At 34.8% G+C, this 26,920-nt stretch carries 31 protein-coding genes and 1 pseudogene; 8 read left to right on the forward strand and 24 right to left on the reverse strand.

Features of this window, described 5'->3' with window-relative positions:
• Window positions 1-3 precede the first annotated feature (3 nt).
• Window positions 4-312, forward strand: coding sequence for a YmzC family protein (locus VK90_RS28145; RefSeq protein ID WP_082147819.1), 309 nt, complete (start codon window positions 4-6; stop codon window positions 310-312).
• A 22-nt stretch (window positions 313-334) separates the two neighbouring features.
• Here VK90_RS28145 and VK90_RS06490 read toward each other — a convergent pair whose 3' ends face one another.
• Window positions 335-2,050 carry an ABC transporter ATP-binding protein gene (locus tag VK90_RS06490; RefSeq protein WP_048371635.1) on the reverse strand — a complete coding sequence of 572 codons (1,716 nt, stop codon included), beginning with the start codon at window positions 2,048-2,050 and terminating at the stop codon, window positions 335-337.
• A 68-nt stretch (window positions 2,051-2,118) separates the two neighbouring features.
• Complete coding sequence (gene acnA, locus VK90_RS06495) at window positions 2,119-4,842, reverse strand: aconitate hydratase AcnA (RefSeq protein WP_048371389.1); 2,724 nt, start codon at window positions 4,840-4,842, stop codon at window positions 2,119-2,121.
• A 278-nt stretch (window positions 4,843-5,120) separates the two neighbouring features.
• Between acnA and sspO the strand changes: the two genes are divergently transcribed.
• Window positions 5,121-5,270 carry a small acid-soluble spore protein O gene (gene sspO, locus VK90_RS06500; RefSeq protein ID WP_025148070.1) on the forward strand — a complete coding sequence of 50 codons (150 nt, stop codon included), beginning with the start codon at window positions 5,121-5,123 and terminating at the stop codon, window positions 5,268-5,270.
• Between the two features lie 37 nt (window positions 5,271-5,307).
• Here sspO and pdaB read toward each other — a convergent pair whose 3' ends face one another.
• Together pdaB and VK90_RS06510 are read right to left on the reverse strand one after the other, a co-directional pair.
• Complete coding sequence (gene pdaB / locus VK90_RS06505) at window positions 5,308-6,033, reverse strand: polysaccharide deacetylase family sporulation protein PdaB (RefSeq protein ID WP_141548764.1); 726 nt, start codon at window positions 6,031-6,033, stop codon at window positions 5,308-5,310.
• Between the two features lie 47 nt (window positions 6,034-6,080).
• On the reverse strand, window positions 6,081-6,344 hold the full coding sequence (locus VK90_RS06510) for a hypothetical protein (protein ID WP_025148068.1): 264 nt from the start codon (window positions 6,342-6,344) through the stop codon (window positions 6,081-6,083).
• Window positions 6,345-6,465: 121 nt separating this feature from the next.
• On the opposite strand from VK90_RS06510, the gene VK90_RS06515 reads away from it, so the two are divergent.
• Both VK90_RS06515 and VK90_RS06520 read left to right on the forward strand, forming a co-directional pair.
• Window positions 6,466-6,609 (forward strand): small acid-soluble spore protein P, encoded by a 144-nt coding sequence (locus VK90_RS06515; RefSeq protein ID WP_002172897.1) that lies wholly within the window; start codon window positions 6,466-6,468, stop codon window positions 6,607-6,609.
• 121 nt (window positions 6,610-6,730) lie between these two features.
• Complete coding sequence (locus VK90_RS06520; RefSeq protein ID WP_048371391.1) at window positions 6,731-7,111, forward strand: Hsp20/alpha crystallin family protein; 381 nt, start codon at window positions 6,731-6,733, stop codon at window positions 7,109-7,111.
• A 58-nt stretch (window positions 7,112-7,169) separates the two neighbouring features.
• Here VK90_RS06520 and VK90_RS06525 read toward each other — a convergent pair whose 3' ends face one another.
• Both VK90_RS06525 and VK90_RS06530 read right to left on the reverse strand, forming a co-directional pair.
• Entirely contained in the window at window positions 7,170-8,408 is a 1,239-nt protein-coding gene (locus VK90_RS06525) for an MDR family MFS transporter (protein WP_048371393.1), read from the reverse strand.
• An 84-nt stretch (window positions 8,409-8,492) separates the two neighbouring features.
• Window positions 8,493-8,885 carry a hypothetical protein gene (locus tag VK90_RS06530; protein WP_002172900.1) on the reverse strand — a complete coding sequence of 131 codons (393 nt, stop codon included), beginning with the start codon at window positions 8,883-8,885 and terminating at the stop codon, window positions 8,493-8,495.
• A 136-nt stretch (window positions 8,886-9,021) separates the two neighbouring features.
• Between VK90_RS06530 and VK90_RS06535 the strand changes: the two genes are divergently transcribed.
• Window positions 9,022-10,224, forward strand: a complete 1,203-nt coding sequence (locus VK90_RS06535; RefSeq protein WP_156185369.1) for an alanyl-tRNA editing protein — start codon at window positions 9,022-9,024, stop codon at window positions 10,222-10,224.
• 213 nt (window positions 10,225-10,437) lie between these two features.
• Here VK90_RS06535 and VK90_RS06540 read toward each other — a convergent pair whose 3' ends face one another.
• Entirely contained in the window at window positions 10,438-10,881 is a 444-nt protein-coding gene (locus VK90_RS06540; protein ID WP_002172902.1) for an NUDIX hydrolase, read from the reverse strand.
• A gap of 104 nt (window positions 10,882-10,985) precedes the next feature.
• On the opposite strand from VK90_RS06540, the gene VK90_RS06545 reads away from it, so the two are divergent.
• Entirely contained in the window at window positions 10,986-11,555 is a 570-nt protein-coding gene (locus tag VK90_RS06545; protein ID WP_048371397.1) for a DUF6434 domain-containing protein, read from the forward strand.
• Window positions 11,556-11,574: 19 nt separating this feature from the next.
• On the opposite strand, the gene VK90_RS06550 is transcribed toward VK90_RS06545, so the two are convergent.
• The 7 genes and pseudogenes from VK90_RS06550 to VK90_RS06580 form a co-directional block, all read right to left on the reverse strand.
• Window positions 11,575-12,672: an acetyl-CoA C-acyltransferase gene (locus tag VK90_RS06550; RefSeq protein WP_048371398.1), complete on the reverse strand. Its 1,098-nt coding sequence runs from the start codon at window positions 12,670-12,672 to the stop codon at window positions 11,575-11,577.
• Window positions 12,665-14,128: an acyl-CoA synthetase gene (locus VK90_RS06555; protein ID WP_048371399.1), complete on the reverse strand. Its 1,464-nt coding sequence runs from the start codon at window positions 14,126-14,128 to the stop codon at window positions 12,665-12,667. Before VK90_RS06555 ends, VK90_RS06550 begins: the two co-directional genes overlap by 8 nt.
• A gap of 65 nt (window positions 14,129-14,193) precedes the next feature.
• Entirely contained in the window at window positions 14,194-14,769 is a 576-nt protein-coding gene (locus VK90_RS06560; protein ID WP_048371401.1) for a biotin transporter BioY, read from the reverse strand.
• A 132-nt stretch (window positions 14,770-14,901) separates the two neighbouring features.
• Window positions 14,902-16,515, reverse strand: a complete 1,614-nt coding sequence (locus VK90_RS06565) for a long-chain fatty acid--CoA ligase (protein ID WP_048371403.1) — start codon at window positions 16,513-16,515, stop codon at window positions 14,902-14,904.
• Window positions 16,516-16,682: 167 nt separating this feature from the next.
• The gene (locus tag VK90_RS06570; protein ID WP_048371404.1) at window positions 16,683-17,471 is read right to left on the reverse strand and encodes a helix-turn-helix domain-containing protein; all 789 of its coding nucleotides are present in this window, start codon (window positions 17,469-17,471) and stop codon (window positions 16,683-16,685) included.
• A 263-nt stretch (window positions 17,472-17,734) separates the two neighbouring features.
• Window positions 17,735-18,294 (reverse strand): annotated as a pseudogene (locus VK90_RS06575) (GNAT family N-acetyltransferase).
• The gene (locus VK90_RS06580; protein ID WP_048371406.1) at window positions 18,291-18,494 is read right to left on the reverse strand and encodes a hypothetical protein; all 204 of its coding nucleotides are present in this window, start codon (window positions 18,492-18,494) and stop codon (window positions 18,291-18,293) included. The pseudogene VK90_RS06575 and the gene VK90_RS06580 overlap by 4 nt, the downstream one beginning before the upstream one ends.
• Window positions 18,495-18,646: 152 nt before the next feature.
• Between VK90_RS06580 and VK90_RS06585 the strand changes: the two genes are divergently transcribed.
• Both VK90_RS06585 and VK90_RS06590 read left to right on the forward strand, forming a co-directional pair.
• Window positions 18,647-19,459: a hypothetical protein gene (locus VK90_RS06585; RefSeq protein ID WP_048371408.1), complete on the forward strand. Its 813-nt coding sequence runs from the start codon at window positions 18,647-18,649 to the stop codon at window positions 19,457-19,459.
• 171 nt (window positions 19,460-19,630) lie between these two features.
• On the forward strand, window positions 19,631-19,834 hold the full coding sequence (locus VK90_RS06590; protein WP_048371410.1) for a CsbD family protein: 204 nt from the start codon (window positions 19,631-19,633) through the stop codon (window positions 19,832-19,834).
• A gap of 102 nt (window positions 19,835-19,936) precedes the next feature.
• Here VK90_RS06590 and VK90_RS06595 read toward each other — a convergent pair whose 3' ends face one another.
• The 10 genes from VK90_RS06595 to VK90_RS06640 form a co-directional block, all read right to left on the reverse strand.
• Window positions 19,937-20,923: a HoxN/HupN/NixA family nickel/cobalt transporter gene (locus VK90_RS06595; RefSeq protein WP_048371412.1), complete on the reverse strand. Its 987-nt coding sequence runs from the start codon at window positions 20,921-20,923 to the stop codon at window positions 19,937-19,939.
• The gene (locus VK90_RS06600) at window positions 20,910-21,542 is read right to left on the reverse strand and encodes an AmiS/UreI family transporter (RefSeq protein WP_048371414.1); all 633 of its coding nucleotides are present in this window, start codon (window positions 21,540-21,542) and stop codon (window positions 20,910-20,912) included. The genes VK90_RS06595 and VK90_RS06600 overlap by 14 nt, the downstream gene beginning before the upstream one ends.
• An 18-nt stretch (window positions 21,543-21,560) precedes the next feature.
• A complete protein-coding gene (locus tag VK90_RS06605; RefSeq protein WP_048371415.1) occupies window positions 21,561-22,382 on the reverse strand; it encodes an urease accessory protein UreD in 822 nt (273 codons plus the stop codon).
• Window positions 22,379-22,996, reverse strand: a complete 618-nt coding sequence (ureG, locus tag VK90_RS06610; protein WP_048371416.1) for an urease accessory protein UreG — start codon at window positions 22,994-22,996, stop codon at window positions 22,379-22,381. Before ureG ends, VK90_RS06605 begins: the two co-directional genes overlap by 4 nt.
• Window positions 22,997-23,010: 14 nt before the next feature.
• Window positions 23,011-23,709 (reverse strand): urease accessory protein UreF, encoded by a 699-nt coding sequence (locus VK90_RS06615; protein WP_048371418.1) that lies wholly within the window; start codon window positions 23,707-23,709, stop codon window positions 23,011-23,013.
• The gene (locus VK90_RS06620; protein WP_048371420.1) at window positions 23,687-24,142 is read right to left on the reverse strand and encodes an urease accessory protein UreE; all 456 of its coding nucleotides are present in this window, start codon (window positions 24,140-24,142) and stop codon (window positions 23,687-23,689) included. Before VK90_RS06620 ends, VK90_RS06615 begins: the two co-directional genes overlap by 23 nt.
• An 18-nt stretch (window positions 24,143-24,160) precedes the next feature.
• A complete protein-coding gene (gene ureC / locus VK90_RS06625; RefSeq protein ID WP_048371422.1) occupies window positions 24,161-25,873 on the reverse strand; it encodes an urease subunit alpha in 1,713 nt (570 codons plus the stop codon).
• Between the two features lies 1 nt (window position 25,874).
• On the reverse strand, window positions 25,875-26,204 hold the full coding sequence (locus tag VK90_RS06630; RefSeq protein WP_000612162.1) for an urease subunit beta: 330 nt from the start codon (window positions 26,202-26,204) through the stop codon (window positions 25,875-25,877).
• A 14-nt stretch (window positions 26,205-26,218) separates the two neighbouring features.
• Complete coding sequence (locus VK90_RS06635; protein ID WP_001241327.1) at window positions 26,219-26,521, reverse strand: urease subunit gamma; 303 nt, start codon at window positions 26,519-26,521, stop codon at window positions 26,219-26,221.
• Between the two features lie 140 nt (window positions 26,522-26,661).
• Window positions 26,662-26,913, reverse strand: coding sequence for a DUF2164 domain-containing protein (locus tag VK90_RS06640; RefSeq protein ID WP_002111161.1), 252 nt, complete (start codon window positions 26,911-26,913; stop codon window positions 26,662-26,664).
• Between the last annotated feature and the right edge of the window lie 7 nt (window positions 26,914-26,920).

Here is a 26,920-nt window from a genome sequence, read left to right on the forward strand (position 1 = left end):
CCTATTAGTAAAGAACTTCGCTATATACGAATATGTTTAGTTATTTTAGTAATCGTTCTTTTATTTTTCAACGGTGGAAGAGTCGTTGAAATTTCTACAAATCATGATTCCATAGAAAGTGCTTCCACCAGTAATATGACACAGATTGCTGAAAATACATTTGCTATTCAAGAATATAATCCATCACTAAGTAGCGAACATACGATCAAAATTTTCAAATATAACCCAGATACAAATCAACTTACTTTAGTCAAAGAATTTAGTACTAGCGATCCTGAGTCTTATACGTATCAACTTAATAAGACTGAATAAAGATAAGAGCGCTACGCAGCTCTTATCTTTTTGTTTGCATCTCTTTGAACAATGAGTTGCAATTTAATAATCCTCTAGGATTCCCACATTCCACAATAACTCCATTCTTCATTACAATAACCCGATCAGCTATCATCGCCCTTTCTACATCATGTGTCGTCACAATTTTCGTTACGTTTTCTCCCAACCCTTCAATCATATTCCAAACAGCTTGTTGATTACCTGGATCCAATCCAGCAGTCGGTTCATCTAAAATAACAATATTCGGCTCTGTTACAATCGCTCGCAGTAACGCAAGACGCTTTCTTTCTCCTCCCGAAAACTCTTCTCCACTTTTGTGCAGTACAGTATGGATTCCATCTGATAAGTTTTTTAAGATTGTCTTCATATTTACAAGCTCGATACTTTTTTTAAACTGTTTTTCTATAATATCTTCTTGAAAATGTATATTCTCTTTTACTGTCGCCCGAAAAAAACGTGGTTCCTGCCATACAGTAGTCATACGAGCTTTCTTACCGTAATAAGCAACCGTACCACTTGAAGGCTTATATAATCCTGTTAATAACTTTAATAAAGTTGTTTTTCCAGCACCACTTTCTCCCACAATGATAACAAGTTCACCAGGAGAAATTTGCAAATCAATATTTTTAATTCTATACTTCTCCTCACCGTTCTCTTGAAATGAAACATTTTTCAACTTCATTCCCATCGCTCTTTCTACATTTCTATCTTCAGCTCGTATATCTAAAAAGCAAAAAACTCGATTTGCCGATGCAACAGCAACTTGTGTCATCATTAATAAATCACTCGCATAACGAACAGGGAAAAATAACGTCTCAATTGTAGCTAATATCGCAACGAGTGATCCAACTTCCATATCCCCTTTCATTATTTTTTGTGCTCCTATAATAAGAACAACTATATATGCTCCTGTTTCTATTACCGTTCCTACTATCCCAATACAATGTTGTATCATAGTCTTTTTTACTTCCGTTTTATAAGACTTTGTTGTCACTCCTTTAAATAAACCAATTGCCCAGCTCTCTTTTTGTAAACTACGCAAATCTTGTATACCCCTTACAAACTGTGACATCATCTCTACAACACTTGAATGATTTTTTTGAGCAATACTCGCTACATTTCTCACCTTTTTCGTCGTAACTATCGGAACAATCGTACTTAAAAATAAAAACGGAGTAACCCACCATATAAACTGTATATCGATATGCTGAAGCGCTATTAATGCCCCTATAAATTGCGCGATTGCATGAATGTATTCAATTAATATAGATCCATATAACCTTACCCAACTCGGAATATCAGAAATGACTAATGTTTCTAATTCTCCTTGTTTTACCTTCTCACTTTCTTCAAATGGTAATGACAAAAAGTGACGTAATAAATCTATACGCTTCTCTCGTAATATACGTTGACTCGCTTTTGTACTTATATAACCAAACAAAAGTGTATTCGTCCACATCAAAAACCAACTACCTGCAAATAATGCAATGTACATATACGCCCATTCTAACTCTCGCTGAATAAGGTTATCTACAATTAACCCCATTAAAAGAGGTCTAGATAAATTTAAAATAGCAGCTATCATCCCACTACATATCGCAGTAATTAGCAACAGCTTTTCTTGCAACAGTGGCAACACAATTTTTCTATACTCATTCATCATCATTCCTCCAAATTTGCATAAAAAAAGGAAAGGGATGAAACCTAATGGTTTCATCCCTTTCCTCTGTACATAAAGTAAGAAAGCTAACATATGTCAGCTTCCTTATCATTCATTACAATTATTTAGTTCGATACTTTAGACTCTTCGATTTTCTCACGAAGAACCATTTGTAAAATACCACCGTGACGATAGTAGTCAATTTCAACTTCACTATCGAAACGAGCTACTACTTCGAATTGTTTTTCTTTTCCTTCTGCATCGATTGCAACTACTTTTACAAGATCGCGTGGTCTAACCGTTTTGTCAATTTGAATTTCAAATGACTCGTTACCAACAAGACCTAATGTTTCAGCGCTTTCGCCATCTTTAAATTGTAATGGTAATACACCCATTAACACTAAGTTACTGCGGTGAATACGCTCGAAGCTTTCTGCGATTACTGCTTTAATACCTAATAAGTTTGTACCTTTCGCAGCCCAGTCACGAGAACTTCCCATACCGTAATCTTTACCAGCAACAACTAGAAGGCCTGTGCCATCTTCTTTATATTTCATAGCAGCATCATAGATAGATGTTACTTCACCAGTTGGCCAATATGTTGTATATCCGCCTTCTGTTCCTGGTGCGATTTGGTTTTTAATACGGATGTTTGCGAATGTACCACGCATCATAACTTCATGGTTACCACGACGAGAACCGTAAGAGTTAAAGTCAACTGGTTGTACGCCATTTTCTAATAAGTAGCGTCCAGCTGGTGTATGCTTACCGATTGAACCTGCTGGTGAAATGTGATCTGTCGTTACAGAATCACCAAATTTACCAACTATGCGTAAACCTGATAACGTTTCAACTTCACCAGGTTCTTTAGATAATCCTTCGAAGAACGGTGGGTTTTGAATGTATGTTGAATCATTATCCCAAGTATATAAAGCTTCATTTGAAGTTTGGATTTCATTCCAGCGCTCATTGCTGTTAAATACTTGTGCATATTCTTTCTTGAACAGTTCAGATGTAACAACACTTTGAACTACATCTTCAATTTCTTTAGCTGATGGCCAAATATCATTAAAGTAAACAGCATTGCCATTTGCATCTTTACCGATTTCATCATTTTTCAGGTCAATATCAACAGTACCTGCAAGTGCATACGCCACAACAAGTGGTGGTGATGCTAAGTAGTTTGCTTTTACAAGTGGGTGAATACGACCTTCAAAGTTACGGTTACCAGATAAAACAGATGTTACTAATAAATCATTTGCTGCGATTGCTTCTTCTAATTCCTCTGCTAATGGACCAGAATTACCGATACAAGTCGTACAGCCGTAACCAACTGTTTGGAAACCTAATTGATCTAAATACGTTGTTAAACCAGATTTATCTAAGTACTCTGTAACAACTTTAGATCCTGGTGCTAATGATGTTTTCACATAACTAGGTACTTCAAGTCCTTTTTCAATTGCTTTTTTCGCAACTAGACCTGCTCCAATTAATACGTATGGGTTTGATGTATTTGTACAGCTTGTAATTGCAGCGATTGCAATTGCACCTGTATTCATCGTTACTTCTTTATCTTCTAATGTAACCTTCACTTCTTTATCGAACTCTTGCTCATTAAATCCAAGTCCTTGTGTTCCAACTGGTGCTACAACAGCTTTGTGGAACGCATCTTTCATATCTGAAAGTGGAATTAAATCTTGTGGGCGTTTCGGTCCAGAAAGGTTAGATTCGATTGTATTTAAATCAATTTCAACAAGATCAGTGTAAATTGGATCTTTACTGTCTGCTGTATAGAATAAACCGTTCGCTTTACAGTATTCTTCAACAACGCGAATTTGCTCTTCATCTCTACCTGTTAAACGTAAGTATTCTAATGAAATATCGTCGATTGGGAAGAATCCACAAGTTGCGCCGTATTCTGGTGCCATATTTGAAATTGTTGCACGGTCAGCTAGAGGCATGCTCTTTAGTCCATTACCGAAGAACTCAACGAATTTACCAACTACACCTTTTTGACGTAATACTTGTGTTACTTTTAATGCAACATCAGTTGCTGTAGTACCACTTGGAAGTGTGCCAGTTAATTTCACACCGATTACTTCAGGTACTGGGAAGTATGAAGGCTGTCCAAGCATTCCTGCTTCTGCTTCAATACCACCAACGCCCCATCCAAGAACACCGATACCGTTAATCATCGTTGTATGTGAGTCTGTTCCAACTAATGAATCTGGGTATGCAACTAAGTCACCTTCAGCATTTTTCACCGCATGAACAACTGGTGCTAAATATTCAAGGTTTACTTGGTGTACAATACCTGTTGCTGGTGGAACTGCACGGTAGTTATCAAATGATTTTTGTGCCCAGCTTAAAAATTTATAACGTTCTTCATTACGTTTAAACTCTAAGTCCATGTTGAATGCAAGCGCGTCTGCCGTACCCGCTCTATCAACCTGTACAGAGTGGTCAATTACAAGGTCTACAGTAATTTCAGGATTAATTTTATCAGGATCCCCGCCCATGTCTGCCATCGCTTTACGAAGCGAAGCCAAATCTACAACAGCTGGAACACCTGTGAAGTCTTGTAAGATTACACGAGATGGTTTAAATGGAACATCGATATCTTGAACATCTTTCGTTCCCCATTTCGCTAAATTTGTAACATGCTCTTCTGTAATTACGCGTCCGTCTACTTGACGAAGTACAGATTCAAGTAAAACTTTCACGGAATATGGTAATTGAGATACGTTGCCAACCCCTGCATTTTCAAGCGCTTTCAATTGATAATAATGATACGTCTTTCCATCTAATTCAAAAGTTGCACGTGATTGAAATGGATTATGTTTGACCATTATGTTTCCCCCCTGTTAAACGTGACTAATTTGTCTGAATATAAAATGTAGACAAACTTTTCAATACCTTACGATAATATCTTATTACAACTTTCTAAATAAGTAAATAATAAGAAACTTATAGATTATAATAAGTTTTCTTTATCTTTCTAAATTTGAATAGTGTCCATGCTCCTTATAAATACTATTATTGTAAAGTAAAGCACTCTACTTTACGTTCATATATGTTATGAGCAACTCATGTTTCATCTATAAAAACATTATAGAGGTGAGAAAAAATGGGTAAACGAAAAGCGAATCATACTATTTCAGGAATGAATGCAGCATCCGCGCAAGGACAAGGAACTGGTTATAACGAAGAATTTGCAAATGAGCCTTTAACAGCTGCGCAGCGACAAAATAATAAGAAGCGAAAAAAGAATCAGTAACGAAAAATCCCAAAAGGTTCACCTTTTGGGATTTTTTTTAATGCTTATAACGTAATAGCTCCGAAACCTTCACAAATCGATATCCTTGCTTTTTAAGCTCTGGTAAAATTTTCGCCAATGCCGCCACTGTTTGACTACGATCATTCCCCCCGTCGTGCAACAGTACAATATCTCCGCTTTTAGCATTTTTCACAACATGATTCACGATAGATTCTGTACCAGGGTTTGCCCAATCACGAGGATCTTGATGCCATGACCATAAAACAATTTGATAGCCAGCTTCTTTTGCTGTTGTAAATACAGCGTCATTAATATATCCACCTGGTGGACGGAACAATAAAGGTTCTTTTACCCATGCTTTAAAATATTTTTTTCCATCTAAAATGTCATTTTTCAACTTTTCATCTGAAGAACTATTTGCATACAAATGATTCATCGTATGATTTCCAATTTCATGTCCCTCTTTTAACACTCGCTTTACTAAGTATGGATTACGCTGAACTCGAAAGCCAATCATAAAAAAAGTCGCTTCCGCTTTATATTGACGTAATAAATCTAATACTTGCGGTGTATAAGTTGGATCCGGTCCATCATCAAATGTAATCGCAATGATTTTCTCATTATTAGGTACTTCCCATGTTACATAACCAGTCGGTTCTAACTCTTTCCTTAACAACATTTTCGCTTCCACTTTGTCCACTTGAAATATATGTACTGCACACATTAAGGAAAAAATTAAAATAAAAATTTTTCGTTTCAGCATAGTAGCACTAAGAGTAATGGGGTTGTTGAATTCACAACAACCTTCCTTTACTTTTCTAATTGATCTACATTCTGCATAATATTTTGGAGATTACTTTCATATTCCTCAAGTTGTGGACGTTGTGTTTCTGATGCTACTTCAAGTGCATTTTGAATCTGTTCGTATGCCTCCTGAACTTCTTGGCGTAGTTCTTTTAAATCATGACCGTAATTCGGATCATTTTTCACAATATTATTAAATACATTTTCCGCTTGAACAAATCCTTGCTGCGCGGCCTGAAAAGCTTGTTGCTTATTTTTATGATATGGCATAATACTTTCCCCTTTCTATATTAGTTAGTCCTACTTATCTTTACCCTTTTCTCTAAAAACATTCTCGTATAAATTCGCAAACTTCTCTCATTCTAAATAAAAAGAGGAGGTGTAAAATACAATGGGTAAAAACAATAATCAATCTAATCGTCAAAACGAGAAGAAAGGGTACTCTTCTGGGCAGCCTGAACCTTTAAGCGGGTCTCATAAAGTAAAAAACCGTAACCATTCACGCCAAAAAAATCATGCACATCATGATATGTAAAAAAACATTCACACTAGCTATATTTGTCACATACACTGTTTATATTTTTCATTTATTCTTCACCCCTACTTCATTCATGCATAACATAGTATGAATTGAGCTTTTACGGAGGGTGTCGTACATGGGCAAGAAAAAGAAGAATTGTCTTTTTCATGTTGATGGTTTCGAAGAATGGATGGATCAATTTTGTTCCGATTCTTATAGTAACTTTAGTTTTCCAAATCAAATTCATATTGACCTTTGTGAAACAGAACAAGAATACATTTTGGAAACAGATGTACCAAATGTAACTGAACAGAATGTACTCATAAAAAAGATGGAGACAGGCCTAAACATTTGCATACTTCATAACAATGCTTCTTTACAGCGAATAATTCCCTTACCTGCTAATATTATTTACAAGAAGATGCTAGCCTGTTTAGAAAATGGATTTTTAACCATTCATATTTCCAAAAATGAAGTTGCTAATGAGCATGAAAAGAAAGTCTTTTTTTCGCATTAAGGATCGATATAAATACAAACAGAAGCCCGATCAAATTTTTCGTTTGCTCGGGCTTCTGTTATTTCGCATGTATTTCTATTTTAGAATTTCTAATATATCTTTTTTTCAATAAACCTTTTGTAACTAAAAGGACTGGAAATGCTACAGTTGAAAATATGGCTAATATGAAAAATACGAAAAAACCATTTTGATATCCATAGTAATCGAGGAGTATCCCGCCAAACCAAGGACCAATTACTCCGCCAATTCCAGAGAAGCCCATCGCTCCGAAATATGTACCCTTTAGATTTGAAACAGCTATATCATCTATAAATACATCTGTCATTGAGAACATTAGAACTTCTCCAACTGTAAAAACAATTGTACAGATGGCAGCACCTAGTATGGATTCTACTATTCCAAATCCAAACAATCCCCCGCTCACAAACAACGTTCCGACTATAATAGACGCTAATGGCGTATACCTTTTACACATTTTAATAACAGGGTATTGAATGGCCACTACTACGATTGCATTTAAAGTTAGCATATATGAAAATAACTTTACTCCATCTTGAAATATATGTGCGTTTGCAAAGTATTGAGATACTGTCGTCGTTAAATGTGAAAAGCCACAATTACTCAAAATAATACCGACTAACGCAACTAAAAATACTATGTCTTTTCGTAAAATACGAATTGCATTTAACATCGTGACGGGTTTTTCTGTATTTATTTTCTTCTTTTCAAGTGTGTACTTCTTAAATTGCAACGCTAATATCGCTGTATATAGAATGTATACTCCAGCGGCTACTAAAAACGGAATTGTTGATTTGGCACTTCCAATTTGTAATCCAACAAGTGGACCAATCGCTACCCCAACATTTATTGCACCGTACCGTAAGTTATAAACGAGTAAACGATACTCTGGTTTCGTTAAATCTGATAATAACGCTCTTGATGTTGGTTCAAAAAATGAACGACACAATCCATTCAAAGCGTTTAATAGAAAAAAACTCAAAACATGATCTGCAACTGAAAATCCTATAAATACAAAAATCCAAACAATCATGGACCATATTATTATTATATTTCGGCCAAATCGGTCCGATAAATTCCCCCCAATAAAACTAGCAAACACTCCAACAAGTGCACTCGTTCCAATAATAGCACCAGTCATTCCAGCCGATACGTCTTTAACGGTTGTTAAATAAATCGCTAAAAAAGGAATACTCATTGAAGTGGCGAATCTCGCAAATAAAGTCCCTATAATTATTGTCATGCCTAGCGGATGAATCTGTTGTAACTTCCCCTTCATCTTTAGATCTACTCTCCCTTTTTCTACATAGAAAAAGAAAGCAAAGGATCTGCTTTCTTTTTCCTTTTTCTATACTTGAGATGTTTACACCCGAGCTGTTCTCGTTATATCCATATCAATTCCATATGTAAACTGTAATTCTTTACAAACATCTTTAATTAAAATTACAACATTATACTTTTCATTAAACTCTAATACAATGCTTTCTACTTCTTCATATGTATACTTATATTCGCCAGTAATTACACTTTTTAAATCAAAGCATTCATTAATACATAACTGGACAAGTAATTGATCATACTTCTCTATCACATCTTCTTTTTTCCAAAGTAACTCTTTTACATATAACCGATCAAATTTCACACTTTCTCGATTACATTCCGTTAAAATCCGGGTCATTTCATTTAATTCTCGATATAATTCAGAAATATTTCTGTTTAAACTAAGCAGTTTATCTACGCCGTTATCATACAGCATTTCTTTCCACCCCCGCATTTTCTTTTTCTTATTATAGCAAGAAAATTCTAAAAATAGTTTCTTTCTTCTGAAATATTAGGAAACTTATTTCGATTGCTTTACAATGAAACTAGTGAACACGAAAGGGGAAAACAAATTGGAACAAAAATTATATTACAACGACGCTTATCAGCAAGTCTTTACAACTAAAGTTATAAAACAAGATATTGATTCAGCAGGAAACTTGTACGTTGTTCTAAATGAAACTGCATTTTATCCAACAGGTGGCGGACAACCACATGACACTGGAACTTTAAATGACATTCCGGTAACTAATGTCGAAGAGGTAGATGGAGAAATTCGTCATTTCATAGTAGAACAACTACATACAGAAGAAGTAGACGGGAAAATAGATTGGCAACGTCGTTTTGACCATATGCAACAACATACAGCTCAGCACATTTTATCTGCTGCTTTTTGGGATCATTTTAACATACCAACAATTGGGTTCCATCTTGGAAAAGAAACAGTGACAATTGATTTAGAGGCGGCTAACCTTTCTACAGAGACCATTGAAAAAGCAGTACAAATTGCTAATCAAATTGTCTTTGAAAATCACCCTATTCGTATTGAATGGATGACCTTAGAAGAAGCGCAAAAATTACCCCTTCGTAAAGTGCCAGCTATGACAGAAAATATACGCGTTGTTATCATCGAAAACTATGACTACAACGGTTGCGGTGGAACACATCCGAAACATACAGGTGAAGTAGGCCCTATTCAAGTACTTAGTTGGGAGCGCAACAAAGGTGGTATACGTTTAACGTTTATCGCTGGTTGGCGCACACTTAAATTAATTAGGCAGCACCAACAAATTATTAAAGATGTTTCTAAACAATTGAACAGTAGCGAAACTGATATTCCAACAAAAGTAGTACAGCTTCTTACCTCTCAAAAAGAAAACGAAAAAGCTATACAAACAATGAATGAAAAACTATTATTTGTAGAAGCAAATGAATTATTACAACAATCAGAAGAACTACATACTGGAACACTTATCTCTAAAGTATTTACAGATCGCTCAATGCCAGAAATCGCAAAACTGTCTGCTATCATTACAGAACAACAAGAACAGGCAATTACATACTTCGTCATTGAAAACGAAGAAAAACTACAATGCATCCTTACTTGTGGTAAGGCAGTGACACTCGATATGAATACACTTTTAAAAGATGCCCTCCCTTCTATTGAAGGAAAAGGCGGAGGAAATAAAAAGAGTGCTCGTGGCGGTGGGAAAGCAATTATGACTGGAGATGAGTTTTTAAATCAACTTGTTTCTTCTTTACAATCTGCAGTGTAGATTATTTTATGAATGGGATGTCATTGAACTGGATGACATCCCATTCCCTTTTCTGCTTCGTACATAGTAATACAGTAAATGAAATTATATGAACGATTTTTCTAATATATCAACGATTCTATAAGAAATACCGATTTACCCACAAAATACAACAACAATCGCAACTTATATAGTAAGAGGAGTCTGTTCCAAAATAACAGCCTCCTCTTATGTTTACAAACCAATATTTTGTTTTAATCCTTGATAACTCCCTGCGTTTAGAAATCCTTCAGACACAAGTTTAATGAAAACCCCTGAAAAACCATAATTACTTAGTTTCTCTATCTCTACCATTTGTACATCATGAATTGGATTGTGATCAAATTCATTAGAAGGAAGCGTAAGTTCCCCTGTAACCCTTTCAAGTAGAAATGTAATATGTAATAAAGATGGTATAGTACCTGGTTTATCACAAACGTAAAGTAATTTCTTAATCTTAGTTTCTAATCCTGTTTCTTCTCGCATTTCTCGAATCATCGCTTCTTCTAACATTTCACCATTCTCTACTCTTCCTCCGGGTAAAGACCAATTCCGATTAGCGACTTTTTGTTTTACTAATAATACTTTTTCATCTTCAATTAAAATTCCCGTAACACGAACTTGCATTAAATTAGTCATACTCTCTCTCCTACTCCTATTAAATTTACAAATTAACCCTTCCACAAAAAGAACATACGTTTTATAATTAAAGGAAATTATGGAAGAAAGAAGTTGTTACATTCATGCGTCCACCTTTAACAAAAGCTATACCACTCGAAGATTTTCAAAATTATTATTGGTTAAAAGCAGCACTGCAAACATTTTGTCGTGAGCATGATTTACCCTCAAACGGCTCTAAAACTGAGATTTCTGAACGTATTACACACTTTTTGACTACAGGTAAAATATTAAAGAATTGTTCTAATCAAAAAAAGAGTAAAAACTCCCTCTCCTATAAAGATCTTTCTCTTCAAACGATTATTACTGAAAACCACCGCTGTAGCGAAGATGTCCGTGCTTTTTTCAAAGAAAAAATTGGAGCAAACTTCCACTTTACAGTAGCCCTTCAAAAGTTTTTTAAAGAGAATGCAGGGAAAACATATGAGGATGCTGTAACGTTTTGGTATGAAGAAAACGAACGTAAAAAAGACCCAGCATATAAAACAAACATCGGTGCACAGTTTGAATACAATCGTTTTACTCGTGCTTTTTTCGAAGATCCATGCAACAAAGGAAAATCAAAAGCTGATGCTATCGCTGCTTGGAACGAAATAAAATCAAAACCTGGCAGTAATGCATATGTCCCTCAATAAGTAGAAAACTAGTTCCTTGCTAGTCTTCTACTTTCTCAAATAATAGAGCAAGCCCAATTCCACCCCCAATTCCTAATGTCGCAATTCCATATTTCATACGTTCTCTTTGCGCCTGATAATACAAGCGTGTTACAAGCATAGCCCCAGACGCACCGTACGGATGACCAAGTGCAATTGCACCACCATTTATATTGAGCTTCTCATATGGAATTTGTAATTCCTTTGCACAAGCAACAATTTTCGAAGCGAATGCTTCATTCATCTCGATACAATCAATATCTTCTATTACTAAATTCATTTCTCTGAGTAGTTTTTGTACTGCGAATATCGGACCAGTTCCTGGGAGATTCGGGTCCACTCCAACTACAGCACTGTGAACGAACCGAAGAACAGGCTTATATCCTAATTTTCGAGCTTGCTGTTCTTCCATTAAAAGAACAGCACATGCTCCATCATTTACACCACACGAATTTCCTGCCGTCACAGTACCATTTTGTAAAAATACAGGCTTTGTTCTCTTAATTATTCTTTCATAATTCATTTCTCTCTTTATTGGTTCGTCCAACATTCCATTAAAATCCTCAGATAATATTTCCTCTTGTAAATATCCTTTTTCTAATGCTTGCAGCGTCCGTTTATAACTAAGACAAGCGTATTCATCTTGCATTTCTTTTGTTATGTTATACCGCTCTGCAACATACTCAGCCGCCAATCCCATATCAGGGTCTCCAATTGTTTCAGGTGAAAACCGCGCTCTATTTTGAAAAGGTGACGTACTTGTACTCTCTACTCCTCCAGCAATATAGCAATTACCGGCACCACCTTGAATAAGATGACACGCAGTACGAATTGATTCCAATCCAGCACCACATTGCCGGTCAATCGTTACACCAGGTATATGATAACCAAGTCCAGCTTCTAATGCAGATAATCTTGCAACATTACCTCCTGGTCCAACGACATTACCTAATATGACATCATCTATTTCACTCTCAATCCCTTTACTTAAAAAAGTAAGAAGCGGTGCAGCTAATTGCTGAACTTCATAATCTTTGAACATCCCATTCTTTTTGCCAATAGGCGTCCTTTTCGCTTCTACAATAACCGCTCTATTCATATATTTTCTCCCGTTTTTCGAATATACTTTTTGCTGCAATGCGAGCTACTTTCCCGCTACTCGTATAAGGTATTTCATCTACAAAACACCATTCTTTAGGTATTTTAAAAGATGATAGTCGTTGTAAGCAGTAGCTCTTTAATTGTTGCTTTGTAGCACTTCCTTTGACTATTGCGACAGGCTTTTCACCCCAATAACTATCTTTTATACCAACAACAACAATTTCTTCAACAGCTGGATGCGTATATAACACACTTTCTATCTCCTCTGGGTAAATATTAATTCCTCCAAATAGAATCATATTTTTTTCTCTACCAACTATATATATAAAACCTTCCTCATCTTGATAGCCTACATCATGCACTGTCATCCAACCATCTTTGGTCAATTGCGGGATTATAGTTCCATCCGATACATAGCCCATAAAAAACTGATCACTTTTTACATAAACAGTTCCTACCTCGCCTACCTGTATTTCTTCTCCTGCTTCATTACCTATTCGAACTTGTACATTATGACAAGGTTTCCCTACTGAATTCGGCTTTCTTTCACTCTCTTCATTGACCAATGCTGTTACAAAACTTAGCTCAGACGCACCATAAAATTCATATCTTTTTGCATAAGGAAACATATTCATTATCTTTTCTTTCGCTTCAGCTTCCCATTTCGCTCCTGACGAAATAATTTTCATTTCACTTTCAATTTCTTTATTTTCTTTATACAAAGACTCAAGCATTGTCGGGACTGTATACATTACGGAAATATTCTCAGTTTCTAACTTGCACAACACTTGATCTGGAATAAACTTTCTCATAACGTGTACCGTTTGACCTAAATACAATGCACTTATTGCACCATATAAGAAAAGAGAATGAACAAGTGTTCCAGCTATTAAAATAGAATCTGTCTTTTTCATATGAAAGTCATGTACATTACAATGAAAACTATGGACCCATGATTGTTGTGCACGTAAAAACGCTTTTGCTTTTCCTGTTGATCCTGATGTAAATCCCATATAAAAGGGAGCATTTTGTACATTTTCTACAAGATGATATGCAGGAAGATATTTCTCTATCATTTCTTTCCATTCATCAATCTCAACTACTCTTTCTTCTTCCCCCGGTATATCATTTAACTTATACTGTTCCGTCACAATAATATCCGGGTTACTAATTGCTATTCTTTCCTCAAGCTCACCCTGTTTCCACTTTATATCTAACGGTACACAAATCCAACCTGCCATCGCTGCTCCGGCAAATATTTGTAAAAATTCAATACGATTTTCTAAAACTATTGCAACTGTTTTATTCTTCGATTCTTTTTCATTCAACCAATTTGCTACTCTACAAACTGACTCGAACCAATCTTTATATGTTAAAACTCTATCATTTTCTTTAATCGCTATTTTATTCGGTTGTAAAGAAGCATATTTTTTGTATTCTTCTGTAATTCCCATATGAGACTTCCTTTCTTTACAAAATAACAAAAAGAAACACGCAATTAACGTGTTTCTCCTCTTTCTTATCCCGCATTTGTAAATTTTCTATTTTTCAAAGCAGGCGTAATAATATGTTTCAATGAACGATGTAATTTTGTCACGAGAATTGCTGCTATAATCGCTTTTATGCAATCACCTGGTAAAAACACGACACTTACTTTCATCGTTTGCCATATGGAAATATCCATTACGAAAGCTTGTACAAGAATACCAAATACATAAACAACGAAAATACCACCAATTATATTTATGCATAATACTTTTATAATAGAAACTTCACGTAAACGCTCAATTAAATAACCAATTACAAATGCTCCTACAATATAACCAAGTAAATATCCTGCACTTGGACCAACAAATACTCCTGGACCTCCACGCCCGCCAGCAAGTAGTGGCGCTCCAGCACCTACAATAAGTAAGAAAATAAGCTGACTCAGTGCACCAAGACGTGATCCTAACAATCCACCCGCAAGCATAACTCCAAGTGATTGTAATGTAATAGGAACTGGTGTAATAGAAAGAGCAATTGGAGGTATTAACCCTAGCACTCCCATAATAGAACTAAATAAAGCGACGAAAACTAAGTTTTTTGTATTCATGTTTGCTTCTCCTATTTGTAAACTTAAAAATAATTTAAGATAACATATTACAGGTGTTATCTTATCTTTCTACTTACCTTTTGTCAACTTAATTATATTATAAGTTTACAAATGGAGATTTCCTTTTCAAATTCATTTACCTTTATGCAAATGCTCAAGCTCTTTCCTAAGCGCCTGTTTTAAAAACTTCCCAACAGATGTTTTCGGTATTTCTTCCATAAATACAATATCGTCTGGCAACCACCATTTTGCAAACTGCGGTTTTAAAAACTCATATAGTTCTTCTTTTGTAACAGTGCTATTTTTCTTTTGAACAACGCAGGCAACTGGACGCTCCTGCCACTGCGGATGAGGTACTGCAACGACAGCCGCTTCAAATATAGCGTCATGTGCCATTAAAGCATTTTCAAGATCAACTGAGGAAATCCACTCTCCCCCGCTTTTAATAACATCCTTCGTACGATCAACAATTTTTACGCAACCTTCCTCATCGACTGTAACGACATCGCCAGTATATAACCATCCATCACGGAACCCTTCCACCGTACGCTCATCGTTATAATAGCTTGCAGCGATCCAAGGTGCTCGTAAACATAGTTCTCCCATTTCAATACCATCCCACTTCACTTCACCCTCTGCACCAACTACCTTCATCTCTACACCAGGGACAAGATATCCTTGCTTCGAACGAATCTCCAGTTGTTCTTCATACGCCAAATCTGTTTCGTAGCTTTTTAGACGCGCAAGCGTTACAAGTGGACTTGTTTCAGTCATGCCATATGCATGTACGAAAGGAACATTATATTTTTGCTCAAATGCTTTAATAACACTTTTCGGTGCAGCTGCGCCTCCGCATAGTATTCTCGTAATACTAGATAAATCGTAACTATTATTTTCTAACTCTTGTAAAACACCGAGCCAAATTGTCGGCACGCCCGCAGCTATCGTTACTTTTTCCGTTTGAATCATTTCTAATAAAATTTTCGGAGTAAACATCGGTCCTGGAAGAACTTGTTTTGCCCCAAACCAAGTAGCTGCAAAAGGAAGTCCCCAAGCATTCACATGAAACATTGGTACAATAGCCATCGCTGCATCACTTTCCGATAAAGCTGTCGTATCTGCTAACCCAAGTGCCATACAGTGCAGCACTGTACTACGATGTGTATATACAACACCTTTTGGATTTCCTGTAGTCGCTGACGTATAACACATACCCGCAGGTGTGGTTTCATCAATATCTTTTACAAATTGGAATTTCGGATCGCCTTCTGCTAAAAGCTTCTCATAATGGAATACAGGATGAAGTGTAGTTTTCGGAAGTTCATCTTTATCAGTCATAATAATATATGCTTGTACAGTGGATAATTCAGATTGGATATTCTCAACGAGCGGTACAAGATCTTCATCAATAAGTAAAATGCGGTCTTCTGCATGCTGAATAATATATGATATATGTTGAGGAGATAAACGAATATTAATTGTGTGCAAAACGGAAGCAATACCTGGAATAGCAAAATATGCTTCCACATGTCGATGATGATTCCACGCTAATGTTCCGATGCGCTCACCTTCTTTAATCCCAAGATTTGTTAGCGCACTTGAAAGTCTTCTTGTCCTTTCTCCTAGCTGCTTATACGTCAATGTCGTAACTGTATCATGTGTCCGTGAAATGATTTCTTTCTTCGGGAATAGTTTTTCTGCCCTTTCCATCATAGAACTAATTGTTAGCGGTACATTCATCATCATAATGTTTACAGCCTCCCTTTAAAGCGTTTTCATTTCGTTCATTATAACAGACTTCTACAAATATTTACGATATTTTTCTGTATTTTCTGAATTATTTCTTTGGAAATAATTCAGAACAATAAAAAACATGTTTTGAATACAATGATCCAAAACATGTTTTTTCATATTTATAAATTATCTACCTTTTTTCTCACTTTCTTTTTCAGTTTAAAAATGAAACGATTACTATATTCTTTATTTTCCACTAAAATTCTGTACGTTTCTAACACTCCCAAAACACGAACAAAAAGATAGAAACCAATCGCAATAAGTACAACACAGTACGGATAATACTGTACTAATTCTCCTGAAGTGATATGCTTTTTCTCGAACAAAAATGGTATTGCCCCCGCTGCTATAAAACAAAATCCAACGATCACTACTGCAGCATACTTCTTCTTAATAGTCGCATATCTTTTTGTCAATTCTTTTAGAAAGTTTTGATCAAATAGTAGTTCTTCCTTTTTCAATACATTGTATCGACTCTCTTCTATCGTTACAGGTACCATCATTGCTCCAATTCCAAGAACTGCAATAATAATTACAAGGAATGTAGACATCGTTACATTTTCCTTAAATAGTAAATACGGTATTGTGGATAAAATGAGCAAACTAAATCCTAACGCGATATATTTAGAAATTTTTTGTCCATACACTACATACCCTTCTGCCATTTCCTTACTTACGTAATAGCCATGTTCCTTTTCATTACTTTGCTCAGCTGTTTCTTTTAATAAGTAATCAAGAGATACTTCAAATACATTTCCAATCATTATTAACTTTTCAGTTTCAGGAAAACCTTGACCGTTTTCCCATTTACTAACCGCTTGCCTTGTTGTGTTTAATTTCTCAGCTAACGCTTCTTGAGAAAGGCCCTTTTCCTTTCTTAATTTAAAAAGTTTTTCACCAAATCCCATATGTGTGTCCCCCTTTGTTTTCTTAACTAAATTGTATGTAAACATTGCTTTTATCTCTATCTTCCTGCGGTTGCACTTTGTCAACTTACGGTTGCGATTGTGTTATATAGCGGTTTTATATACGAGTTAGCTGTTTTTCTTCTATGATTATGGCGTTTAAAAAACAACACCCTCAATAACCAATTATAACAATTAAAGGGAAATATTGTTACATAAATAAAAACTCCCTTATTCATTTAAAGGAGTTTTTGCTATGGAATATTTTATTTGTTCATATATCTATCTCTGGATATACAATATCTTTTCGTATCGCGATACTTGCCTTTAACGAACAAATCCTCTTTAATCGTACGCTCATACTCCATATTTAATCGTTTCATTAATCTTTCAGATGCTTCATTTTCTGAATTGCATCCTGCTTCAATGCTATTAAGATGTAACTCATTAAAACCATAGCTAAAAAAAGCTAACGTAGCTTCGGTAGCTAATCCTCTTCCCCAATATTTTCTTAATAAGGCGTATGCAATTTCTGCTTTATGTGTAGTTTGATCATATTTTATAAATCCACACGTTCCTAAAAGTTTTTGTTCCCCTTTTAATACGATTCCAAGGGAGCTACTTTTTCTTTTTCATATTGACTCACAATTTCTTCTATAAATTTGTATGTGTCATGTAACGATTGATGAGCATCCCATACAGTATAAGTTGTCAATTCGTTGTCTGAGGCGTATTCATATATATGTAAAGTATCACTCATATCGATCTTCCTTAATAGAAGACGACTTGTATGCAGAGTTGGATATAGCCACTTCTCAACAATCATAACGGCTTTTGTTTAAACTTTTCATAATTTCGTACTTTTAATAAAAGGATATGACCACAATCCGTACAAACGTAAGCATCTACCGGAGATGATGTAAACATCGTCTCTTTTTTCCGTATTTGTGCATAACCGACAAACTCACCTTCTCCTATATTATGAGAACCGCAATTAGAGCATGTCTGCACGTCGTTCTTCCTCATGAGAGCACCACCTTTAATCTATTTCTACTCCCTTCGACAGTGCACTTCCAATTCCCTTCCAAAAAACCTGTTGTTCTCTTAAATTGCAACAGGAATCCTAGCACAAAAATCGTATTTATACTATGTATTATATTTATTGATGGAGGAATTTTATGACTACTATTATGACACTCGATATAGCAAAAGAAATTGAAAGCGCAGAAATTGATATGCTCTCTTCTAGATTAAAGGCATTACAAGCGATAGCAGAAAATCCAATGCAAGTACAAATAGAAAAATTCGGAAGTGCAACTGCATTCTCATCAAAAGTAATCTCTGGTCCTACTTTTAATACAGTAAAAGGCATTACATTTACAAATACAAATGAGATAGATGAAATCATCTCTTATTATCGTTCACTACAAATCCCTTGCCGTTTTGAAATTACACCAGCTCAAGCCACAACTGGACTATTTCAATATTTATCACAAAAGGGATTTTTTCAATCTAGCTTCCATACAACTTTATATAATAAACCTAGACAAAATTCATCTCCTCTTCCTTCTAATATTTCGGTACGCAAACTCAAAGAAAATGAGTTTCATACTTTTGCAGACATTTATGTTCGAGGATTTAATATGCCATCATTTACAAAAGATGGCGTTCGTCAAAATAACGAAATTCTTTATAATCAGCAGGGATGGCATTTTTTCATAGCCGAAGTGCAAAATATTCCAGCAAGCATCGGTGTCATATATATAAATAAAGGCATTGCCTCACTAGCTGCTTCTGCTACTTTGCCAGAATTTCAGTGTAAAGGTTGTCATACTGCATTAATTCAGAAACGAATAGAAACAGCTATAGCAACAAACTGTCATTTAATAGTCGGACAAGCTCGATTTGGTAGCAGTAGTCAAAATAACATGGAACGCGCTCATTTGAAAATCGCTTATACAAAATCAATATGGACTGCGAAATACTTATAATTAACTTTCTTTTTCTTACCATTACGAATGTATACATTTTATGACAATTATCTTTCTATATCGTTAATCGTTTGAATATTTAAATCAATCCCTTTACACTAATAGTAGATACATCATTCAACTTGCAATATGAAAAGTTCATATTAATCAAACTACAAGGAGGAGAAATGTATGACAAAGCATGAGCATGGTTTAAAAGAAAAAGTAGAAGGTACCATTGATAAAGTAAAAGGCGAAGTAAAGGAAGTTGTCGGGAAAGTAACAGACAATAAGAAATTACAAGCTGAAGGAAAATGGGATAAGATAAAAGGTACTGCCAAAATTACTGTCGGTAATGTAAAAGAAAAAGTACATGAATATAAAGAGCATAAATAATAAAAACACGTTAGATGCATTTTCATCTAACGCGTTTTTTATTTCATAAAGTTTAACCCATACTCTGTATACATAATATACTAAATAACATACGATATATTTTTATTTCTCTATACTCTTTGTAAGTGGTTCTTTAAATGCATTTCTATTCCACACAGCAAAAACAATAAGAGAAATAATAAAAAATACAACAAGATATATACCCAAATAATCAAAATTAACTACCTGTATGAGATTCCAAAACGGTCCCTGTAAATTATAGCTTTCAATAAGCAAAGATAATAGTTGATAACCTCCTATTAAAAAAGCCGTTATAACAGATATTGAGGTGATTAATACATTATACGAATTTCTTATTCGACTATTTTCCATTGCCCACTTATAATTCGTATTCATGAATGTACTATCTAATGTATCCATCAATGACATTCCTGCAGCAAACAAAATGGGAAAAGCAAATATACTTACAAGTGGAATAGATTGACTTGTTGCAGTTACTGTAGAAAGAGCAATTAATCCAATTTCACTTGCTGTATCAAAACCAAGCCCAAATAAAAAGCCGATCATATACAATTGCTTTTGACTATCAATAAACCTAAATAAGCGCTGCGTGAAACGGTATATAAATCCTAAGTTTTCTGGCTGCTTATCCTCTTGGCTTCGTAAGACTTTAATAAGATACAACAGATTGGTAAGACCGATAATAATAAGGAATGTGCTAGAAACGATTGTACCGATAATACCGCCTATAGTAGAAAAACTCTCCATTCCATGTTTTGCCGTTTTTCCAATTAAAGCAATTAATACTATCATCACAAATACTACAGTAGAGTGTCCTAATGAAAAGTAAAATCCCACCCCCTGTGAGTTTTTACCTTTTTCAATTAATTTCCGAACAGTATTATCAATTGCGACAATATGATCACTATCAAACGCATGACGCAATCCTAAAGAATATGCAATAATAGCCATTCCAATTATGCTATTACCTTTATATAGTGCAGGTAATAATAAGAGAATCCCAAGCACATGAAGAAATATAATAATAACAAAAAAGTTAGTTGCTTTTTTCAATTCACTTTTCCACATAGTTACTAACCCTTTCTACTTTAAATTGAATACTCCTAAAAAAGAAAAGTGCCATAATAAAAACTACAATTGTTATAACAGTCGCTAAAATAATTACAAAATTATTTAACACGTCTGTATGATTTGTGAGTGTCAATAGAGCTGGTATCGTTGCAGTAATCCAAGATTCAATGAAGCAAACAATCCCTACATAAATATGAATCTTCTTTTTCAACCCATCTTGCAGGAAAAATAAAAACCAAAGGAACGCCCAAAAGAACCAAATTATTGTACTTTGTAGACTTCCACTCTCATGTAATTGATTCACTATTCCCATAACCGTCGCAATAATCGCAACCCAAAGAGAATAGTAACCTACACCTGAAGAATCAAGTTTTAATATATTCGTAAGACCAACATATAAATACGTAAAACCAAATAAAAAAATAGTTCCATTAGATAGGATAGTCCACTCATCGGATTGACTTCCTGTAAATAATAAATATAATGGTGTCAAAGTTTGTAATGCCCCTACAAATAAATTGAAGTACCCTACACTTTTGCTATCAATGAGTTTAAAAGCTGCTAGTGAATTCATAAATAGAACTGCACCGACAAACAATAATCCCACATTAGTCATAGTATCCCCTTCTCCTACTTAATATTTTCGATAGGATGTTAATTCTTCATGCAAACAGTTCTCCCTAACAAAACGATGACACTGAAAAAATATAGACTCCATATCCTCTGTATTATGACTAAGTATGCGTATGACAAAGCCTTTACATGGCATGGAAGATATTCCAATCTTCATATTATTGGTGTTAGAAAGCGACGTTTTCAATGTTGCAATTAAATCATTTGTAATGTTCTCATTAATAACTATAAAAGTACCATAATGGGAATATTGATTTAATATTCCCATTTGATCTAATGACTCTTTGAAAGGGTTTAACAATAGATGATCGTAAACTACAAGTTTATTTTCCATATATATTTTTGTTAGCGAATCAAAATATTGGTATGTAAACTTCTCCATATTTGGAGACCAACCAGGCGTAACTGAATCACATAAAATCAATGTAGAATTCCTTTGCATATATATATTTGTTTTTTGCTTATATGCTGCATCCTTGTACATAATTAACGGATCTGGTAAATACTCCATAACAGCATTCTCACCAATATAAAAATTCAATTCTTGCAAAGCATAACTATTTGGGGTCTTGTAAACTTTCGTTGCTGATTGGCTTGTTATATATGTTTTCGCATCTTCACGAACATTTATATTTATAGAATAGAAATCCCCTTTTAAATAACCTCCACCAGAATTCATGATATAGTAATACGCTCTACCATAATCGTCCAAATAAATTGGCTGCGTTACTTTTAAGGCATCTTTATGATAAACCTTAATCGGTACGGTTTTATGTCTCTTTTCCATCACATCAATGTTTAAGACACCTGTAGGAGCTTTCATTTTTTCAATCCTTCTAACATGATGTTTTGTCGCATCCAATTTATTAATTCCTGTAAGCCTTCCTCATCCTTCAAATTTGTAAAAAAATATGGTTTGTTATGTCGGTAATTTTTCGTATCCTCTTCCATAACCCTAAGATTAGCCCCTACATAAGGTGCCAAATCCGTTTTATTAATAACAAATACATCAGATTTGATCATTCCTTGTCCACCTTTACGAGGAATCTTTTCTCCTTGCGCCACATCAATAATATAAATGGAAAAATCCACTAGCTCTGGACTAAATGTAGCAGCTAAATTATCACCCCCACTTTCAATAAAAATAATATCTAAATTATTATGTCTAATCATGAGTTCTTCAATTGCTTCAAAATTCATAGAAGCATCCTCTCGAATTGCTGTATGTGGACACCCTCCCGTCTCTACACCAATAATTCTATCTTCTGGTAAAACACCTGTTTTCAATAAAATCTTTGCATCTTCTTTCGTATAAATATCGTTTGTAATTGCTGCAATTTCATAATCTGTATTTAGATATTTTGTTAACTTTTCAACTAACATTGTTTTCCCAGCACCTACCGGGCCACCAATACCAATTTTAATAGGCTTTATCATTTTATTTTTCCTCCCTATGACATGAAGACTCTTACATTTACATCTTCATGTTGCATTTGATTTATTTCGAATTCAGGATCATTCAATCCAAAATCCTCTAATGAAAGTATTTGAATTCTATCAATAGATTCACAGATCAATTCATGGCATTCTTGTAATAGTTTTTGACCATCTGTTTGTCCAAGAGGAATGGCTCTCACACCATTTTGAATTATGCTTCCAACACTTGAGTATAAGAAAACTAAGAGCGTTTCTTCTATTGTCATTTTCAATTCCGCCCCTAATATTCCGTATACGATACTCGGATGGCCTTGTAATTTATTTCCAAAAATATTTTCTTTGTATATATTTAAATTTGCAAATGAAAACAGTTCACACAATAGTTTAGAAGTACTTTTACTAATCATTCTATTTGCCTTTCTACATTCAAAAGGCAATGTTTGTGCTGTTATTAAATCATCTAAAAATGTAATTTGTTTTCCAGCATTATTCTTAATGGCTTCGTAAGTATATTTGCAAATTAAGCCGTCAGTGTGTGTTAATTGCACTTTTACATATCGATTAATCCATTTGAAAAATTCGCCTTTATTTGTAACTTGCCCCTCTTGAATAAATGTTTCTAATCCAAAAGAGTGACTAAAACTTCCTGTTGGGAAGTTCGAATCACTAATTTGGAGTAGGTTAAGTAGGTTAAATATGTTTGTGTGAAGCATGCTTGAACGGTTTTGATAATACTCTATTTTCTTTTTGATAAGGAACACCTTCCTTTTTGAGTAACTCTTCTACTAAATAGTCGTTGGCCAAAATCATACACCCTTCATCAAATTGCGCTGGTAAATGTCTATTTCCTAAATTGTGCGCAATAATTCCCATCTCTTTTATTGACGTTGGAGTAATTACAATTACCTCTTCTGGTAACACTTCAATATATACAATACGATTTTCATCTTCATATAAAACATCACCGTTCTTTAATGTTTCTCCATTATCTAAAGACACCCCAATTTCAAAACCAGCTTCTGAATATAATTTCTGAACCCTCTTTAGTAATAGCTCACTAGAAATCAATATTTTATCAAGTTGCTTTTTTGTATTTGCAAAATCATTCATGTTGCATACGTTGTTATTAATTTTTTCAATAATCATTTTATCTCCCCCGTTATATCAAAATAAAAAATACCTTTGAGCCATAGGTAATACATCTACTGCTTCACACGTGATAACTTGTCCATCAACTTTAACTTCATATGTCTGCGGATCCACTTCAATTTCTGGTGTTGCATTATTCAGCTTCATATCTTGCTTAGAAATCTCTCTCGTATTTTTAACAGGTAATACAACTTTATTTAAACCTAATTTTTCTTTAATTTTATTCTCATAAGCTACTTTAGATACAAATGTAATCGAACTTGACTGTACTGCTTTTCCATATGCACCAAACATCTTTTTTTCATAATATGGTTGTGGTGTAGGGATCGAAGCATTCTCGTCTCCCATTAATGCCATCACTATCATCCCATTTTTCAAAACCATATCTGGCTTAACACCGAAAAATTGTGGATCCCATATTACAAGGTCTGCATACTTTCCTACTTCAATAGAACCAACATATTCTGAAATCCCATGTGTAATAGCTGGATTAATTGTATACTTAGCTATATAACGTTGAATTCTATTATTATCGTTATATTCTTTATCTCCCTCTAAACTACCAATCTGCTTTTTCATTTTATCGGCGGTTTGCCAATTACGAATAATAACCTCTCCAACCCTTCCCATCGCCTGTGAGTCAGAGCTAATCATGCTGAAAACCCCTAAATCTTGCAAAATATCCTCTGCCGCAATTGTTTCTTTTCGAATCCTTGAGTCCGCAAACATTACATCTTCTGGAATATTTGCTTTTAAATGATGACATACCATGAGCATGTCTAAATGTTCATCCAGCGTATTCACTGTATATGGCAAGGTCGGGTTCGTTGAAGAAGGTAAAATATTATTCAGTGCAGCAATCTTTATAATATCTGGCGCATGCCCACCACCAGCCCCTTCAGTGTGGTACGTATGAATAACACGATTATCAATAGCCTTTATCGTCTCTTCCACAAAACCACATTCATTTAACGTATCAGTATGAATAGCAACTTGAATATCATATTTATCAGCAATCTGTAATGAGTGATTAATTGCTGAAGAAGTCGCTCCCCAATCTTCATGAATTTTCAATCCGATAGCCCCTGCAAATATTTGTTCTTCCAGGGCAGATAAACTTGAACTATTCCCTTTCCCTAAAAACCCAAGATTTATAGGAAAAGCTTCTGCTGCTTCTAGCATTTTTCTTAAATTCCAAGATCCAGGCGTTATTGTAGTTGCCTTAGTACCCTCTGCTGGTCCTGTCCCTCCACCAATTAAGGTTGTTATACCTGAAGCTAATGCTGTATCAATTTGCTGCGGAGATATGAAATGTACGTGTGTATCGATACCTCCAGCTGTAACGATTTTCCGTTCACCAGAAATTACTTCTGTTGATGTTCCAATAATGATGTCAATATTGTCCATAATTGAAGGATTACCACTTTTACCAATTGCTGAAATCTTTCCATCTTTTATACCAATATCCGCTTTATATACCCCTGTATAATCAATAATAATTGCATTGGTAATAACAACATCCACAACACCCTGCTCTCTTGTAAATTGCGAATTTTGCCCCATACCATCTCGAATTGATTTCCCTCCACCAAAGACAGCTTCATCACCATATACGGTGTGATCTCGATCAATATGTGCGAATAATTGTGTATCCGCTAAACGAATAGAATCTCCTGTAGTTGGACCATATAAATCAGCATATTGTTTACGTGACATCTTAAAACTCATGCTATCTCCCTCTTTTTTTGTAAGATTGAATATCGCCATCCACTTTATTTTTAAATCCATATACTTCTTGCTTCCCTGAGTATGGAACTAATTCAATCGTTTTTTCATCCCCAGGCTCGAATCTTACCGCTGTACCCGCTGGAATATTTAAATGTTGTCCAATTGCTACACTACGATTGAACTTTAACGCCTCATTCACTTCATAAAAGTGGTAATGAGATCCAATTTGAATAGGTCTATCTCCCTGATTTAACACCTTAACTTTCGTTGCTTTTTTATTTCCATTACATACTATGTCTTCTTTCGCAAGGATATATTGCCCTGGGATCATAACATTCACTTCCTTTAATGAATTGGTTGATGAATAGTTACTAATTTTGTTCCATCAGGAAAAGTTGCCTCAACTTGAATATCTGATATCATGTCTGCAATACCATCCATAACATCTTCAGCACTTAAAATGTTTTTTCCAAGCTCCATTAATTCCGCTACATTTTTACCGTCTCTTGCCCCTTCTAAAATTTCATACGTAATAATAGCGATACTTTCTGGATAGTTTAACTTAAGCCCTCTCTCCTTTCGTCGATAAGCTAAATCAGCCGCAACAACTACCAGCAGTTTATCAATTTCTCTTGGCGTTAATCTCATTTCACTCTTCCTTTCTGAAGTATTTTAAAACTAAGAATATTCTAAAAACAAAAAGTGTACTTCCAATGTCCTTTTCGTGTTTTCTCCATGTTTTTTTGCTGCCAATCAAATAAAAAAAGACTAGAATTTCTAGTCTTCTTTTATTTCCCTTCATTCTTCTCTAACACATACAAATCTTCTTCAATATTAGATAGTTTTTCAGTTACAAGTTTTCTTGCATCTCCAATTGCTTGATTGTATGCAAATGGTCCTACTAACTTTATCATTTCTTCTATTAAACGTTCTGCTTGGAAACGTCCAATCTCATCTAAATCTTCTTCAACGAAAAACTGCTGGATTTGTGCTACAAGCTCTTCTTTTTTATCAGTCGGTATTTTTATATTCATCATCATTCGTTAC

Source organism: Bacillus sp. LK2 (assembly GCF_001043575.1).
GTDB classification, from domain to species: Bacteria; Bacillota; Bacilli; order Bacillales; family Bacillaceae_G; genus Bacillus_A; species Bacillus_A paramycoides.